Below are 13,828 nucleotides of genomic sequence, written 5' to 3'. Positions count from 1 at the left end.
TGTCGGGAGGGTCGGTTACCAGCCGAAGCGCGCGGTTGCCATCACGGTGCGGCCGCTGCCGTAGTAGCACGACGACACGCCGGTGCAGGTCGACACGAAACGCTTGTCGGACAGATTGCTGGCATTGAGTGCCAGCTGCACCTGGGTGCCACCGATCTGGCCCACGTCATAGCGGATCGCCGCATCGAACAGGGTGTAGGACGGAATCCGGTACAGGTTGGCGCTGTCGCCGTAGCTCACGCCGTTGTAGCGCGCGCCCGCCGCCAGGCTCAGGCCCCGCAGTGCGCCGGCCTGGAAGGTGTAGTCCGCCCAGAACGAGGCACTGTAATCGGGCACCATCGCCAGTTCCTTGCCCTTGTAAGGCGCCGAGCGGGTCATCTCCGAGTCCATCCGCGAGGCGGCGCCGATCAGGCTGAAGCCCTCGACCGGGGTGATCCGGCCTTCCAGTTCGATGCCGCGCACCCGTCCTTCGTCGCCCTGGATCGAGCAGGTCGCGGTGCCCGTCGCGCCGCAGTTGCGATGCGACGCCACCGGATCGTCCACGATCATGTTCTGCTGGCGCAGGTCGTACACCGACAGCGTCACCAGGCCGTCCACCGAGGCGGGCTGGTACTTCAACCCCGCCTCCCACTGCGAACCGGTCACCGGCTCGAACGCGGTCTGGGTGAAGCTGTCCAACGGCGACTTGGTCGAGGGCTGGAACGATTCGGCGTAGCTCACATACGGGGTCAGCCCGTTCTCGAATACGTACAGCACGCCCGCGCGACCGGTGAAGGCCTCGTTCTTGATCACATTGCGCCCGCCAGGCGTGGAGATGCCGGTGGCGATATTGCGGTTGGCGCTGCTGCTGTCGTCCTTGGTCCAGTCGTAGCGGCCGCCCAGGGTCATGCGCCAGTTGCCGAGCGCCAGCTGGTCCTGCAGATACACACCGCTCTGCCGGTTGATGCCGGCGGTCGGGGTTTCCGTGGTCACTGTCGGCCGGTAGGTCGAATAGACCGGATTGAAGATGTCGATCGGGCGCGGGCTACTCATGGCACTGCGCACGCCCTCCCAGTCCGCACGTTGCCAGTCCCAACCGAGCAGTACGGTGTGATCCACCGCGCCGGTACTGAAACGGGCCTGCAGGCGGGTGTCGAAGGTGTCGCCATCGGAGTCGCCGGTGCCCATCACGCCGCGACGGTTCTGGGTGCGGCCATCGGCGTTGAGTGCGCCGAAGGTGACCACGCTGCGGAACAGCGAATCGACATGGGTGCGCCGCGCGCTCTGGGTCAGCGTGAGGTGGTCGTTGAACTGGTGCTCGAACATCCAGCCGGCGGTCCACAGGGTGCGGTCGAAGGTATTCCAGTCCGGCTCGCCAATGAAGGTGCTGTTCTTCATGTAGCCCGACGCCGTCGGGTTGAGCGTGCCGGCAGCCGGCAGGAACTGGTAGGTCGAGCCGCCATCGTCCTTCTGGTACATGCCCAGCAGGGTCAGGCGTGTACGTTCGGCAAGCTGCCAGGTGTAGCTGGGGGCGAGGAACCAGTGCTGCTGTTCGGTGCGCTTGATCTGGGTCTGGCCGTCGCGATACAGGCCGACCAGGCGGAACAGGTGATCCTCGCCCGCAGTGCCGGCACCGACGTCGAAGGCGGCGCTGTACTGGCCATTCGCATCCACGCCCAGACGCAACTGCTGCGCCTGGTCCGGCATCGGCGTCTTGCTGACCTGGTTGACCATGCCGCCGGGGGCCACCTGGCCATACATCACGGCGGACGGACCCTTGAGTACTTCCACGCGTTCCAGATTCCAGCTGTCGAACATGCTGCGGTTCCACTGGCTGCCCTGCGGCGCACGCATCCCGTCCAGGGTGACGTTGTTGGACCAGCTGCCGGCATCGAAGCCGCGGATGCGGAAGTCGTCCACGCGGTTGTCGATGCCCGAGCTTTCCAGGCTGACGCCAGCGACGTAGCGCATCGCATCGTTGAGCGACTGCACGCCGCGGGCGTCGAGCTCGGCGCGCTCGATCACCGACACCGATTGCGGGGTTTCCGCCAGGGCGGTACTGGTCTTGGTCGCGCCGCTGGTGCTGTTGGCGGCGCGATAGGCGTTGACGCGCACGGCATCCAGGTCGGTGGCGGTCTGGGCGTGCGCGGCGGGGACGAGGGCGGCGGCCACGCAGGCCAGGGCCAGCAGGTTGGGGCGCAACCGGCGCGGATTCAGGGGCAGAGAGCAGGACATGGGCAACAACTCGACAACGCGGAGGAAGGGGCGCGGGCGCCGGCTCGATGCCTCGTCGGCAGTGCCGGCCTCGCGGGCGTCGCCGAAGCGACGCATAAGCCGCCATTTTAAGGATTTGCGCCGCATACGCAATTGCGACACATTCGCATGTTCGAACGGGCAGCAACCATTGCCGTCCTATCCATGGCAGCCATGTGGACCAATTGGACTTCATTGTTGCGCCGATGCATCCAATGAGGGCTTGTCGCGGCCCGTCAGAGGTCTACAATGCCGGCTACACCCCAGGTGACCCCATGACTTCGATGCCGCTTCTGACGTTTTTTACCCTGACCCGCGTTTACGCGGCACGGGCGCGTCTGCCAATCGGAGTGCGAGGCTGCTGACCGGAACACCGGTCACCCTGGACCCCAAGCAGAGCGCCCACCGGGCGCTCTTTTCGTTTCCACGTACCAGAACTGTTTGAAGGAGAACGTGCCATGCACCAGATCGCCGAGCCCCAAACCTGGCCGCACGCCCGTTAGCCAACGGCGGCGTGCGGCTCCTCGATGTTGGCAGCGAGACCCATACCATGAACACCCATACCCCGTACCAGACCCTTTCCCTCCGGCGCAACCTCGGCATCATTGCCCACATCGACGCCGGCAAGACCACGCTCACCGAACGCCTGCTGTGGAAAACCGGCGAGATCCATCGCGTCGGCGAAGTCCACGACGGCGCGGCGACCACCGATTTTTCGGCGATCGAGCGCGAGCGCGGCATCACCATCGGCGCGGCCGCCGTGCAGGCGCATTGGGCGCCACGCGATGAGCCGATCCATCACCTGACTCTGATCGACACCCCGGGCCATATCGATTTCGCGATCGAAGTGGAACGCTCCCTGCGCGTGCTGGACGGCGCGGTGGCGGTGTTCTCCGCCGTGGACGGCGTGCAGCCCCAGTCCGAATCGGTCTGGCGCCAGGCGCGTCGCCACGGGGTGCCGCTGATCGCCTTCGTCAACAAGATGGACCGCACCGGTGCCTCGTTCGAGCGCGTGCTCACGCAGCTGCGCGAGAAGCTGCGCGCCACCCCGTGGGCGCTGGGCGTACCGGTCGGCACCGAAAGCCAGTTCAGCGGCTGGGTGGACCTGGTTGACCGCAGCACCGTGCAGTGGGACGACAAGGGCGGCGCCTTGCGTCACGCCTGGACGGCCGATGAGGCTGCCCAGTGGCTGCCGCAGCGCGAGGCCCTGATCGAAGCCGTGGCCGATGCCGATGACGTGCTGGCACAGGCCTGGCTGGAAGGCGAGGCGATCGACAACGCACAACTGCGCGCGGCGATCCGTCGCGGCGCGCTGGCGGGTGCGGGCGTGCCGGTACTGGCGGGCTCGGCGTTCAAGAGCAAAGGCGTGGAGACGCTGCTGGACGCCGTGGTGGACTATCTGCCTTCGCCAGTGGATCGGCCAGCGGTGGTCGCCACGGAGAACGGCACCGACGTGCGGCTGCCGCCCGACCCGGATGGCCCGCTGGCGGCGCTGCTGTTCAAGATCACGCACCAGAACCACGGTGCGCTGAGCTTCGTGCGGGTGTACTCGGGCACGCTGAAGGTGGGCGACGCACTGGCCAGCTCGCAGCACGCACACGGGCGACGCGTCAGCCGCCTGGTGCGGGTGCAGGCCGACCAGACCCACGACATCAAGCAGGCCGTGGCCGGTGACATCGTGGCGGTGCTGGGCTGGAAGGATGCGGTCAGCGGTGAAACGCTGAGTGCGCCCTCGCGCCCGCTGCTGCTCGATACGATCCAGGCGCAGCAGGCCGTGCTGGCGTGGCGGTTGACCGCGGAAAAGGCGTCCGACCTGATCCGCATCAGCCAAGGCCTGGCCAGCCTGGCGCAGGAGGATCCGTCGTTCCGCGTCGAGACCGATGCGGACAGCGGTGAAACCCTGATCTGGGGCATGGGCGAACTGCATCTGGAGGTCATGGTCGAGCGCCTGCGCACGGAGTGGGGCGTCAACATCCGCACCGGCGAGCCACGCGTGGCCTACCAGGAAACGCCGAAGCGCGCCGTGCAACGGGTGGAAGGCAAGGTCGCCAAGCAGACCGGTGGCCAGGGCCAGTTCGCCCAGGTACTGATCGACATCGCCCCGCGCGAGGATGGCGAGGTGACCTTCGTCGATCGCACCGTGGGCGGCGCGATTCCGCGTGGGTTCGTCAATGCGGTGGAGAAGGGCGTGCGTGCCGCACTGGGCGAAGGTCCGCTGGGGCATCCGGTGGTCGGTGTCGAGGTGACGCTGGTGGACGGACAGACCCACGTCAAGGACTCCTCGGACATGGCCTTCCATCGCGCCGGCAGTGAAGCGGTGAAAGCGGCGCTGGCCCAGGCGGGCACGCAGCTGCTGGAACCGGTGATGGAGATCGCCATCCACGCGCCGTCGGGCAACGTCGGCGATGTGGTCGGCGACCTCAACCGCCGCAGTGGACGGGTGGCCTCGATCGAGGACCAGGATGGGCAGACCGAGGTGCTGGGTTATGCCCCGCTGGCGCGGCTCGGTGGCTATACCACGTCGCTGCGCTCGCTGACCCAGGGGCGCGCGTCCAGCGACATGCGCTTGAACGGGTATGAAGCGGCGCAGACGGCCTGACGGCCAAAGCGGAACGGAAAGGGAGCCGGGCAACCGGCTCCCTTTACCTGTCAGCGTTGGGAGTCCGCACAGCCGGATGCACACGGCCGCAGATAGAATATCCAGTGCAGTGTCGCTGACGGCGTGAGTTGTCCGGCGACCGGATGACATCCTTGGAGTACCACCATGAGCAATACGCATTTCTATCCCATCGGCACGCCGGGCCAGCCCTGGGGTGACGCCGAACGCGCCCGGTGGCGCGCAGGCCAGCAGCGCCAGCGCAGCTACCACGACGATGTCGTGGCCGCGCTCGAGCGCCTGGGCGAGCGTTTCGATGTGGTGCAGTACGGGCAGCTGGACTACGCGCCGGATCATTACCCGCTGTTTGCGGTGGTCAGCCATGAGTGGGATCCGGCACTGCCGACCGCGCTGGTGACCGGTGGCGTGCACGGCTACGAAACCAGCGGCGTGCATGGCGCGCTGCAGTTCCTGGATCAGAACGCCGAGGCGTATGCAGGCCGTATCAATCTGATCGTGGCGCCCTGCGTCAGCCCGTGGGGCTATGAGCGCATCCAGCGCTGGAATCCCGATGCGATCGATCCCAACCGCAGCTTCCGTGGTGATGGCCAGATCGAAGAAGCGGCTTCGCTGATGCGCTGGATGGCCGCGCGTGGCGATGACCTGCTGGTGCACCTGGACCTGCACGAAACGACCGACAGCGACCTGCATGAGTTCGATCCGGCGCGCTGCGCCCGCGATGGCATCGCCCTGGTGCCGGACATCATTCCCGATGGCTTCTACGTGATCGGCAACAGCGAAGATCCGCAGCCGGCGTTCCAGCAGGCGTTGATCGCCGCAGTGGAGAAGATCACGCACATCGCCCCGGCCGATGCCAATGGCGAGCTGATCGGCATGCCGCTGCAGTCGCCGGGCGTGGTCTGGGGCGAATCGCGTTCGATCGGCGCCTGCGCCGGCTTCACCGACGCGCTGTACGCCACCACCACCGAGGTCTACCCGGACAGCCCGCGGACGTCGCCGCAGGAATGCAACGATGCGCAGGTCGCGGCGGTATGCGCCGGCCTGGACTTTGCGCTGGCGCATCCGCGCCGCTGATGCTCTCGTTGGAGGTCGCCGCCCAACGACGGGCGGCGCCTTGCTCCTGACGACGGGCTGACCTGCCGGGTCAGCTTTTCAGCCACCGCTCGCAGCCTGCGCTGCTGTCGGTCGAGCTGGCGGCCTTCGCGCATGTTTCGGTCATCCGTGCCTGCAGCCGGGTCAGGCTTTCCGCGCCGTGGTGGTCGCGGCTCCACGCCTGCAACGCACCGCCCAACCGTTCAAACCGCTGGCGGGTGCGCTGGTGGTAGCCGGCTGGCTGGGCAGCCAGATCGGCGATGACCTCGGTGGTGGCCGTCTCGATCGCCGGCGCATCGTCCGGGCTCAAGCGCAGCAGCCCCTCAACGTAGAGAACGCCCCACTGCACGCGCGTGGCCGGTCCCTGCGCACCCTGGTAGGCCTTGTGCAGCCAGGAGATGGCAGAAGCCTTGTCGCCACGTTCTTCAGCCAGTTCGGCCAGTTCGGGCATGTAGTAATAGGGTGTCTGGCTGCGCTCCAGCTCGGCCAGCAGGAGCTTCTCGGCCGCGGCATCGTTCTTGATCTGGCGGAGTACATAGACGGCGGTACTGATCGTGGCCTGGCGTTCGTGTGGTGTGGTCGCGGCGGCATCGGCGGCCGCGACACGCTGCTGCGCCTTGGCCTTCAGCGCCGCTGGAATGTCCTGGTCGGGATGCTGCTGGCGCTGCAGGGCAAGCTCGGTGATGACAGTGCCGAGCCGCGCATCGGCTTTGTCGCCGAGGGCATGATCCGCGGCATCCAGCGCGCCCAGCAGCTGCGTTCCCAGTTGCTGGGCCTGGTCCGGGGTGGAACTGGCGCGGGCCACCAGGGCAGGGCCCTGATAGCCGAGCAGGTCCCGATTGGCCCGCACTTCCGCAGGGGAGGCGAGAACGGCATCCAGCAGGGCGCGGGTGCTGTCGCGCTGGGCGGCGGTCGGCGCGTTGTCCGGCTTGCCTGCACCGAGCGCCAGCAACGCGAACCGCCGCTGCAGCGCCGGCTCGGGCGCAGCAGTGGCCAGTTGCTGCAGCAATGACGCTGCATCGCGCTTGCCCGCCAGGCGGTTGGCATCCACTTCCCAGCCGTAATCGCCGAGCACGCGCCAGTCCTCCGCGCTGACATCCTGTGGTGCCGTCAAGGCATGCTGCAGCACCTCGCTCACGGCGGTGCGACGGCTGGCAGCCAGGGTGAGGGCGCGGGTCAGGGCTTCACTGTCGTTGCCACCGGCCAGGCGGGTGAGCTCGTTGCGCTGCGGGTCAAGCACGATCAGGGTCGGATAGCCGCGCACGCCGAATCGCTCGCCCCAGGCCTGTGCGCCTTCCTCGTCCCCGTCCAGATAGACGGGCACGTACTGACGGGTCAGCGCGATGAAGGCCGGATCCTTGAACAGCGTGGCCTTGAGCTGGTTGCAGGGCGGGCACCACACCGCGCCCCAGTACAGCAGCACGGGCTTGCCGCTGTCGCGCGCATCGGCGAACGCGTCGTCGACGTCGCCATGGCGCCAGGCGATCTCCGCAGGTGCCGGTGCGGTAGCCGTGGGCGCCGCAGCGTCAGCGGGGGAGGGGGCCGGCGTGCAGGCCGGGAGCAGGGCAACCACGCCCAGCAAACCAAGGGATAGAGCAAGGCGCATCAGGACATCCAGGCAGTTGGAGAGGGCAGCAGACAGGCTCGATTGTAGGAAGCCGCGCGGCCGCGGGTGAGCTGACACTGATGCAGATTGCTCATGACGGCAGACCCAGCAGTGATGAGTCACGCGCCGCACACCTGCGCCCGCTACGCGTAACCACGCAGAACCTGCCTGCGCGGTGACCCGTGTCATGGTTTCGGCGCTGTCGATATCGCCATCGGCAAACACCACATAACCCCTGCGCATTTCTGCATTGGGGCGCGAGCGGGGTTAATGAATGTGCGATGTCCAATCCGCCCCGAGGCGGTCACAGACATGGCTTCCCCCACTACCCGTACGACCTTCGATGACGACAGCTCGTTTTTCCCTGCGCCCGCGATTGCTGGCGTTGGCGGTGTTGCTTGCCACCGCCTCCCCGACCCTGCATGCACAGTCCACCACCGGTGCGATCGCCGGCCAGGCGCCGCCATCGGCGCAGCGCATTTTCGTTCGCAGCGATACCGGACTCACCCGCGAAGTGACCGTCGACGCGCGCGGTCGCTATACCATCAGCCAGCTTCCGCTGGGCCGGTATTCGGTCGAGGCGCGCGACGCCGACGGCAAGGTGCTGCAGACCCGCCAGGACGTCGCACTGACGGTCGGTACCAGTACCGAAGTATCGTTCGGCGATGTCACCCGCCTGGACGGCATCCAGGTCAGCGCGGACCGTGCCGCCGCCGCGATCGATGTGAGCAGCGTGGATTCGCGTACGGTCATCACCGCAGAGCAACTGCAGCGGCTGCCGCTGGGCCGTTCGGCCGAGGCCATCGCCCAGCTCGCACCCGGCGTGATCGGCAACAGCGGCAACGGCACCTACGCGGGCCCAACCGGCGCTCAGCTGGTGAGCTTTGGCGGTTCATCCGCAGCGGAGAACGCCTACTACATCAACGGCTTCAACAGCACCGATCCGCTGCGCGGCCTTGGCGGGCTGACCTTGCCGTACGGAAGCATCGACCAGCAGGAGATCTACACCGGTGGCTACAGCGCCAAGTACGGCCGCTCCGATGGTGGCGTGATCAATGCGGTCGGCAAGCGCGGAACGAATCAGTGGCACTTCGGCGGCCAGGCCACCTGGGAGCCGGCATCCACACGTGCGGACAAGGACGACGTGCGTTACCCCGGCGATGGCGCACTGTATGCGCCGGAGAGCAAGGACCGCGAATGGGTCAGCACGCAGAGCATCTATGCCGGCGGCCCGTTGATCGAAGACCGGCTGTTCTTCTTCGGCTCCTACGAGCTGGAGCGCCGTGAAGGCACGGATGTCAAGAACGTGGAGGCGACGAATTCCTATTCCCGCTACGAGTACGAGCGCCCCCGCTGGTACGCCAAGGTGGATTGGAACATCACCGACAATCATCTGCTGGAGCTGACCGGCGCCTCCAGCCGCAACGTATACCGTGGCGACATCTTCGCCTATGACTACGACACGCTCACCCGTGGCGCCCAACGCGGCAAGGACGACACCACCAAGACCGGTGGCGACCTGTGGACGGCCAAGTACACCGGCTACCTGACCGACCGGCTCACCGTCAGCGCGCAATACGGCGAAATGCGCACGGATGACTACATCGGCAACCCGGCCTACGACGGCAGCCTGACCTACCTCAGCAGCCCCAACCTGCAGAATCCGGCGCTGACCGGTGGCACGCCGATCACCAACGCGCAGACCACCTCGCTGCTGGTCAATCCGGTTCGCGGCAACCGCAGCAACAACCTGCGCCTGGATGCGAACTACGTGTGGGGCGACCACAGCATCACACTCGGCATCGACAACCAGAACGCCCGCGCGTTGAACCGCGGTTCGGTCGCCTCGGCCGATGGCTACTACTGGATCTACGGGCAGTCCAACCCGAACGTGCCGATCAATACCGGCCTCGGCGTGCCGGCGACAGGTGGCATCCGCAATGGCGAGGACGGCTATTACGTACGCCAGTATGTCTACAGCGCGCTGGCTTCGGTACGGGCGTCGCAGCGGGCGCAGTACATTGAAGACAACTGGCAGGTCACCGACCGGCTGCTGCTCAATCTTGGCCTGCGCCTGGACCAGTTCACGAATTTCAACCGCGATGGCGACGCGTACATCAAGCAGACCAGTGGGCAGTGGGCGCCGCGCCTCGGCTTCAGCTGGGATGTCGACGGTGATGGCCGCTTCAAGGTGTTCGGCAACGTGGGGCGCTATTACCTGGCGCTGCCGCTGAACCCGGCGTTCAACGCCGCTGGCGCGACGCTGGCCACCTCGACGTACTACACCTACGGCGGCATCGACAGCAACGGCTATCCGACAGACCTCACCCGGTTCTCCGATCCTGTTTCGGCCAACAACAACTATGGCCTGCTGCCGGATGCGAAGACCGTGGCCACCTCCGGCATCGAGCCGTCCTACCAGGATGAGTTCATCCTCGGCTTCAGCAAGGCGCTCGGCCAGGACTGGGTGTACGGGGCCAAAGCGACCTACCGCGTGCTGCGCAGCGGCGTGGACGACTACTGCGATATCGATGCGGTGCTCGGCAAGGCCAGCAGCCTGGGCTACAACGTGACCAAGGACAGCAACCCGGTCAGCTGCTGGCTGATCAATCCCGGCCGCGCCAACACCTTCAACCTGGTCGATACTGGCGGCAATTACGTGACGGTTCCGCTGAGCAACGCGGAAATGGGCTTCCCGCAGTTCAAGCGCAACTACTACGCGGTGAACCTCTCGCTGGAACATCCGTTCGATGGCCGCTGGTATGCCCGCGGCGACTACACCTGGTCACGCAGTTACGGGACCACTGAAGGCCAGTTGCTCTCGGGGATCGGCCAGACGGCGGTGTCCACCACGCAGGCGTGGGACTACGCCCAGCTGATGGAGCACACCAACGGGCCGCAGAGCAACGACCACACCCACCAGTTCAAGCTGCACGGCTACTACCAGCTCACCCCGGAATGGTTGGTGTCGGCCAACCTGAAGGTACTCTCGGGTTCGCCGTTCAGTGCGCTGGGCTCGTACGGGCCGGACTTCGAAGACCCATCCGGCTACGGCATCGCGTATCACTTCTACAACGGCCAGCCGGCGCCTCCCGGGAGCCAGGGGCGCCTACCGTGGCTGAAGCAGCTTGACCTGGGGGTGTCCTACCGCCCGGCAGTGGCCGATGGTCGGCTGGGCTTCAACCTGGACGTGTTCAATGTGTTCAACAGCCAGGTGGCGCTGTGGAAATCGCCGTACGCCGAGCTGGATCCGGGACAGCCGGATCCGCTGTATGGCGCGGCAACCGTGCGTCAGGCGCCCCGTTCGCTGCGGGTCAGCGTGAGTTACGACTACTGAGGGGAAGGGCCAGGCGGGTGGGGGAGGGAGCCCCTGCCCGCCGGCAGCCGCACCAACGCGAACGCCCCAGGGCGTGGCACGTCGTTCACGCATCCCGAGGCAGTCTGGGCCCATTCCCAGTGGAGCCTCTCATGCAGACGCAGATCCGAAACAGGGCAGGGTGGATGGCGGCGGGTTTGACGGCGCTGCTGTGTGCCTGCTCGCCGCAGGGCGAGGGCGGTGCCGCACCCGTGGCGCTGCCGAGCGGCGCCGATCCGGGCGCGGCGAAGGCCGCTGATCCAGTGCCCGCCGTGGCAGCGGACGAGCGGCCGTTACCTGTCTATGAAGAAGCGAAGCCGGGCATTGCGGTGGGTCCGGTGGCGGGAGTGCGGGTTGCGCTCGATTTCCAGCGTGATTACCTGGCCTCGCCCAGTTGGAAGCTGTTTGCACCGCCGGACAGCAAGGGGACGCCGCTGGTGGCGCTGGTGCTGGAGGGATCGGATCGGGTCACGGCAGGCGAGCTGCGGATCGGCCGCAGTGCTGAGGCAAAGCAGGTCACGTCCTGCCTGGAACCGCCGGCCGAAGCAACGGGCCCTGCCGCATCGGCCTCGGTCGATATCGGCGGCGTGCCGTTCACCCACTTCACGGGTGGTGATGCCGCCATGAGCCATTACGTCAGCGCCGAGAGCTACCGCGCAGTCCACAACGGTGCCTGCTATGCGATCGATCTGGTCGTCGCCGGCACGCGCCCGGAGGTGTATGACCCGCCGCGCACGCCACCCTTCAGCCAGCAGGAAGCGGCATCCCGCTTGGCCGAGGCGCTCAAGGCCGTGTACTGGACGCAGTAACGTCGTTCACCCAAGACGCGACGGAAAGGCGAGCGTGACCTGGGCGCCACCCAGCGCCGAGCGGCCGATGCCCAGCGTGGCCCGATGCCGTTCGGCGATCTCGGCCACGATGGCCAGGCCCAGGCCACACCCATCGCCGCTGGCATCGCCCCGCCAGAACCGTTCGGTGACCTGGCTGCGCAAAGACGGATCGATGCCGGGACCATCGTCGTTGACGCTCAGGCGCGTCTGGCCCCGTGTGGTTTCCACGCTGACCGTGATCATCCCTTCCAGTGCGCCGTAGCGCAGCGCGTTGTCGACCAGGTTGCTGATCGTCTCGCGCAGCAGCTGTGGCTCGCCCATCACCATGACGCCGGCATCGGGGCCCTCGTAGCCAAGGTCGACACCGGCGACCACGGCGCGGTCCATCAGCCGTTCCAGTTCATCGCGGGCGAGCACGGCAAGGTCCACCGGGCGCATCGCCAGCATCGCGCCGGCGCTGTCTTCGGAGCGGCTCAGGATCAGCAACTGATGGGTGAGATGGCGCAGTCGGGTCAGCCCACGCAACAGGCCGGCCAGCGCATCGCGCTGTGCTGCGCGATCCTGTTCACGCAGCGCGCTTTCCAGCTCGATCTGGAGGCCGGCCAGCGGCGTGCGCAGCTGATGCGCTGCGTTGCTGATGAAGCGCTGCTGTGCGTCCTGCATCGCCGAGAGCCGGTTCACCAGCTGGTTGAAGGCATCCACCGCCGGCCACAGCTCGCGCGGCGCGGCCTCCCGTGGATCCAGTGGCGCCAGCGCATCCAGCGGCGCGCTGGCCAGCCGTCGCGCGGCACCGTTGGTGTGCCGCGCCGCTGCGCCCGTGCCCGACCACGCCAGCCATGCCGCCAACAGCAGGATCGTGCCCTGCAGCGGGATGCTCGCCAACAGCAGGCGATGCTCCAGGCGCAGCCGCTTGGTGCGGGTCTCGGCCACGCGGATCAGGATCGGGGCGGCAGCGCCGGGGGGTGTCATCGCGACCTGCACAACGCGCACGTCCTGCCCATCGATCACGGCATCGTAGTAAGTGCGGGCCGAGCTGTCGTCGGCGCCTTCGGCCTGCAGCGCCGTGCCACCAGGCAGGACGGCTGCACCATACAGGCGCGTGCCGTCGGCACGGGTTACCTCGCCGTAGATCCGGTCCACGGTGTCCCAGGTGAACATGCGCGAGACGGCGGGGGAGATCTCCATGTGGACGGTGTCGCCGCGGACCTCGGTCAGCTGCGCCAGCGACATGGCCGAGTCCAGCAACCAGCGGTCGTAAACCTGCTCGGCGTAGTGCCTGGCCAATACGAACGAGCCCACGGCACTGGCCAGCAGCAGCACCAGCAGCGGCAGCCACAGGCGCCGCAGCAGCACGCCACGCAGGCTGTAGGGCGCCTCAGTCATCGCAGGCTTCCAGCCGATAGCCCAGGCCACGCAGCATGCGGATGCCAACCTTGGCGCCGGCTACCTGCAGCTTGCGGCGCAACCGGCTGACGTGGACCTCGATCACCGACAGGCTGGCGTCGTGATCCCAGCTGTAGACCGCATCGAACAGGCGCTGTTTGGCCACGATCCGGCCCGGCTGCTGCAGCAGGACTTCCATGAGCGCGAGTTCACGCGCGGTGAGTTCCAGCGGCTGATCGCCAACGCGCAGTTCGCGGGTCCCGGTGTCCAGCCGCAGCGCGCCGAGCTGACGCACGGCGGGGGCGGTAGACTGGCGGCGTGCAAGCGCGCGCAGACGGGCTTCAAGTTCCCCGAGCGCGAATGCCTTGGCCAGGTAATCATCGCCGCCGCTGTCCAGGCCGCGGATCCGGTCCTCCACGCCGTCGCGTGCGGTGAGAATCAGCACCGGCACGCTGAAGCCGTGCTGCCGCAGCCGCGCCAGCAGCTCCAGGCCATCGATGTCCGGCAGTGACAGGTCCAGCACGACCAGGTCGTAGCTGACGCTGGCCAGGGCCGACGGCGCGGCCAGGCCGCGGGCGAGAGGGTCGCAGGCGTGACCGGCGCGGGTCAGGGCGCGCACCAGGCCATCGGCCAGTGCGGCGTCGTCTTCAATCAGCAGAATGCGCATTGCAAGGTTGACGCAAGGTTCGGGAAAGTTTGACGAAAGCGCTGCA

8 protein-coding genes are annotated in these 13,828 nt (G+C 67.2%); 4 read left to right on the top strand and 4 right to left on the bottom strand.

All coding sequences use genetic code 11. From position 1 onward, the window contains the following. Window positions 1-15: 15 nt before the first annotated feature. Window positions 16-2,214 carry a TonB-dependent siderophore receptor gene (locus tag POS15_RS07395; protein WP_284129306.1) on the bottom strand — a complete coding sequence of 733 codons (2,199 nt, stop codon included), beginning with the start codon at window positions 2,212-2,214 and terminating at the stop codon, window positions 16-18. Window positions 2,215-2,782: 568 nt separating this feature from the next. On the opposite strand from POS15_RS07395, the gene fusA reads away from it, so the two are divergent. Together fusA and POS15_RS07385 are read left to right on the top strand one after the other, a co-directional pair. Continuing rightward, window positions 2,783-4,831, top strand: a complete 2,049-nt coding sequence (fusA, locus tag POS15_RS07390; protein ID WP_284129305.1) for an elongation factor G — start codon at window positions 2,783-2,785, stop codon at window positions 4,829-4,831. A 165-nt stretch (window positions 4,832-4,996) separates the two neighbouring features. After that, window positions 4,997-5,923, top strand: coding sequence for a M14 family metallocarboxypeptidase (locus tag POS15_RS07385; protein WP_284129304.1), 927 nt, complete (start codon window positions 4,997-4,999; stop codon window positions 5,921-5,923). 70 nt (window positions 5,924-5,993) lie between these two features. On the opposite strand, the gene POS15_RS07380 is transcribed toward POS15_RS07385, so the two are convergent. Beyond that, a complete protein-coding gene (locus POS15_RS07380; protein WP_284129303.1) occupies window positions 5,994-7,547 on the bottom strand; it encodes a thioredoxin family protein in 1,554 nt (517 codons plus the stop codon). 343 nt (window positions 7,548-7,890) lie between these two features. Here POS15_RS07380 and POS15_RS07375 point away from each other — a divergent pair, with 343 nt between their 5' ends. Together POS15_RS07375 and POS15_RS07370 are read left to right on the top strand one after the other, a co-directional pair. After that, window positions 7,891-10,884, top strand: a complete 2,994-nt coding sequence (locus POS15_RS07375) for a TonB-dependent receptor (protein WP_284129302.1) — start codon at window positions 7,891-7,893, stop codon at window positions 10,882-10,884. A 131-nt stretch (window positions 10,885-11,015) separates the two neighbouring features. Then, complete coding sequence (locus tag POS15_RS07370) at window positions 11,016-11,711, top strand: hypothetical protein (RefSeq protein ID WP_152663671.1); 696 nt, start codon at window positions 11,016-11,018, stop codon at window positions 11,709-11,711. A 6-nt stretch (window positions 11,712-11,717) separates the two neighbouring features. On the opposite strand, the gene POS15_RS07365 is transcribed toward POS15_RS07370, so the two are convergent. Both POS15_RS07365 and POS15_RS07360 read right to left on the bottom strand, forming a co-directional pair. Next, window positions 11,718-13,115 carry a sensor histidine kinase gene (locus tag POS15_RS07365; protein ID WP_284129301.1) on the bottom strand — a complete coding sequence of 466 codons (1,398 nt, stop codon included), beginning with the start codon at window positions 13,113-13,115 and terminating at the stop codon, window positions 11,718-11,720. Then, window positions 13,108-13,782: a response regulator gene (locus tag POS15_RS07360; protein WP_284129299.1), complete on the bottom strand. Its 675-nt coding sequence runs from the start codon at window positions 13,780-13,782 to the stop codon at window positions 13,108-13,110. The genes POS15_RS07365 and POS15_RS07360 overlap by 8 nt, the downstream gene beginning before the upstream one ends. Window positions 13,783-13,828 lie beyond the last annotated feature (46 nt).

This window comes from Stenotrophomonas sp. BIO128-Bstrain (assembly GCF_030128875.1).
In the GTDB taxonomy this organism is placed as follows: domain Bacteria; phylum Pseudomonadota; class Gammaproteobacteria; order Xanthomonadales; family Xanthomonadaceae; genus Stenotrophomonas; species Stenotrophomonas bentonitica_A.
Note: the sequence above shows the minus strand (reverse complement) of the source record. Positions and strands in the feature narration are given on the sequence as shown.

Bases quoted from the DNA above. Each gene is read 5' to 3' on its own strand.
- POS15_RS07385 (WP_284129304.1), top strand. From the start codon at position 4,997: ATGAGCAATACGCATTTCTATCCCATCGGCACGCCGGGCCAGCCCTGG.
- POS15_RS07365 (WP_284129301.1), bottom strand. From the start codon at position 13,115: ATGACTGAGGCGCCCTACAGCCTGCGTGGCGTGCTGCTGCGGCGCCTG.
- POS15_RS07370 (WP_152663671.1), top strand. From the start codon at position 11,016: ATGCAGACGCAGATCCGAAACAGGGCAGGGTGGATGGCGGCGGGTTTG.
- fusA (WP_284129305.1), top strand. From the start codon at position 2,783: ATGAACACCCATACCCCGTACCAGACCCTTTCCCTCCGGCGCAACCTC.
- POS15_RS07380 (WP_284129303.1), bottom strand. From the start codon at position 7,547: ATGCGCCTTGCTCTATCCCTTGGTTTGCTGGGCGTGGTTGCCCTGCTC.
- POS15_RS07360 (WP_284129299.1), bottom strand. From the start codon at position 13,782: ATGCGCATTCTGCTGATTGAAGACGACGCCGCACTGGCCGATGGCCTG.
- POS15_RS07375 (WP_284129302.1), top strand. From the start codon at position 7,891: ATGACGACAGCTCGTTTTTCCCTGCGCCCGCGATTGCTGGCGTTGGCG.
- POS15_RS07395 (WP_284129306.1), bottom strand. From the start codon at position 2,214: ATGTCCTGCTCTCTGCCCCTGAATCCGCGCCGGTTGCGCCCCAACCTG.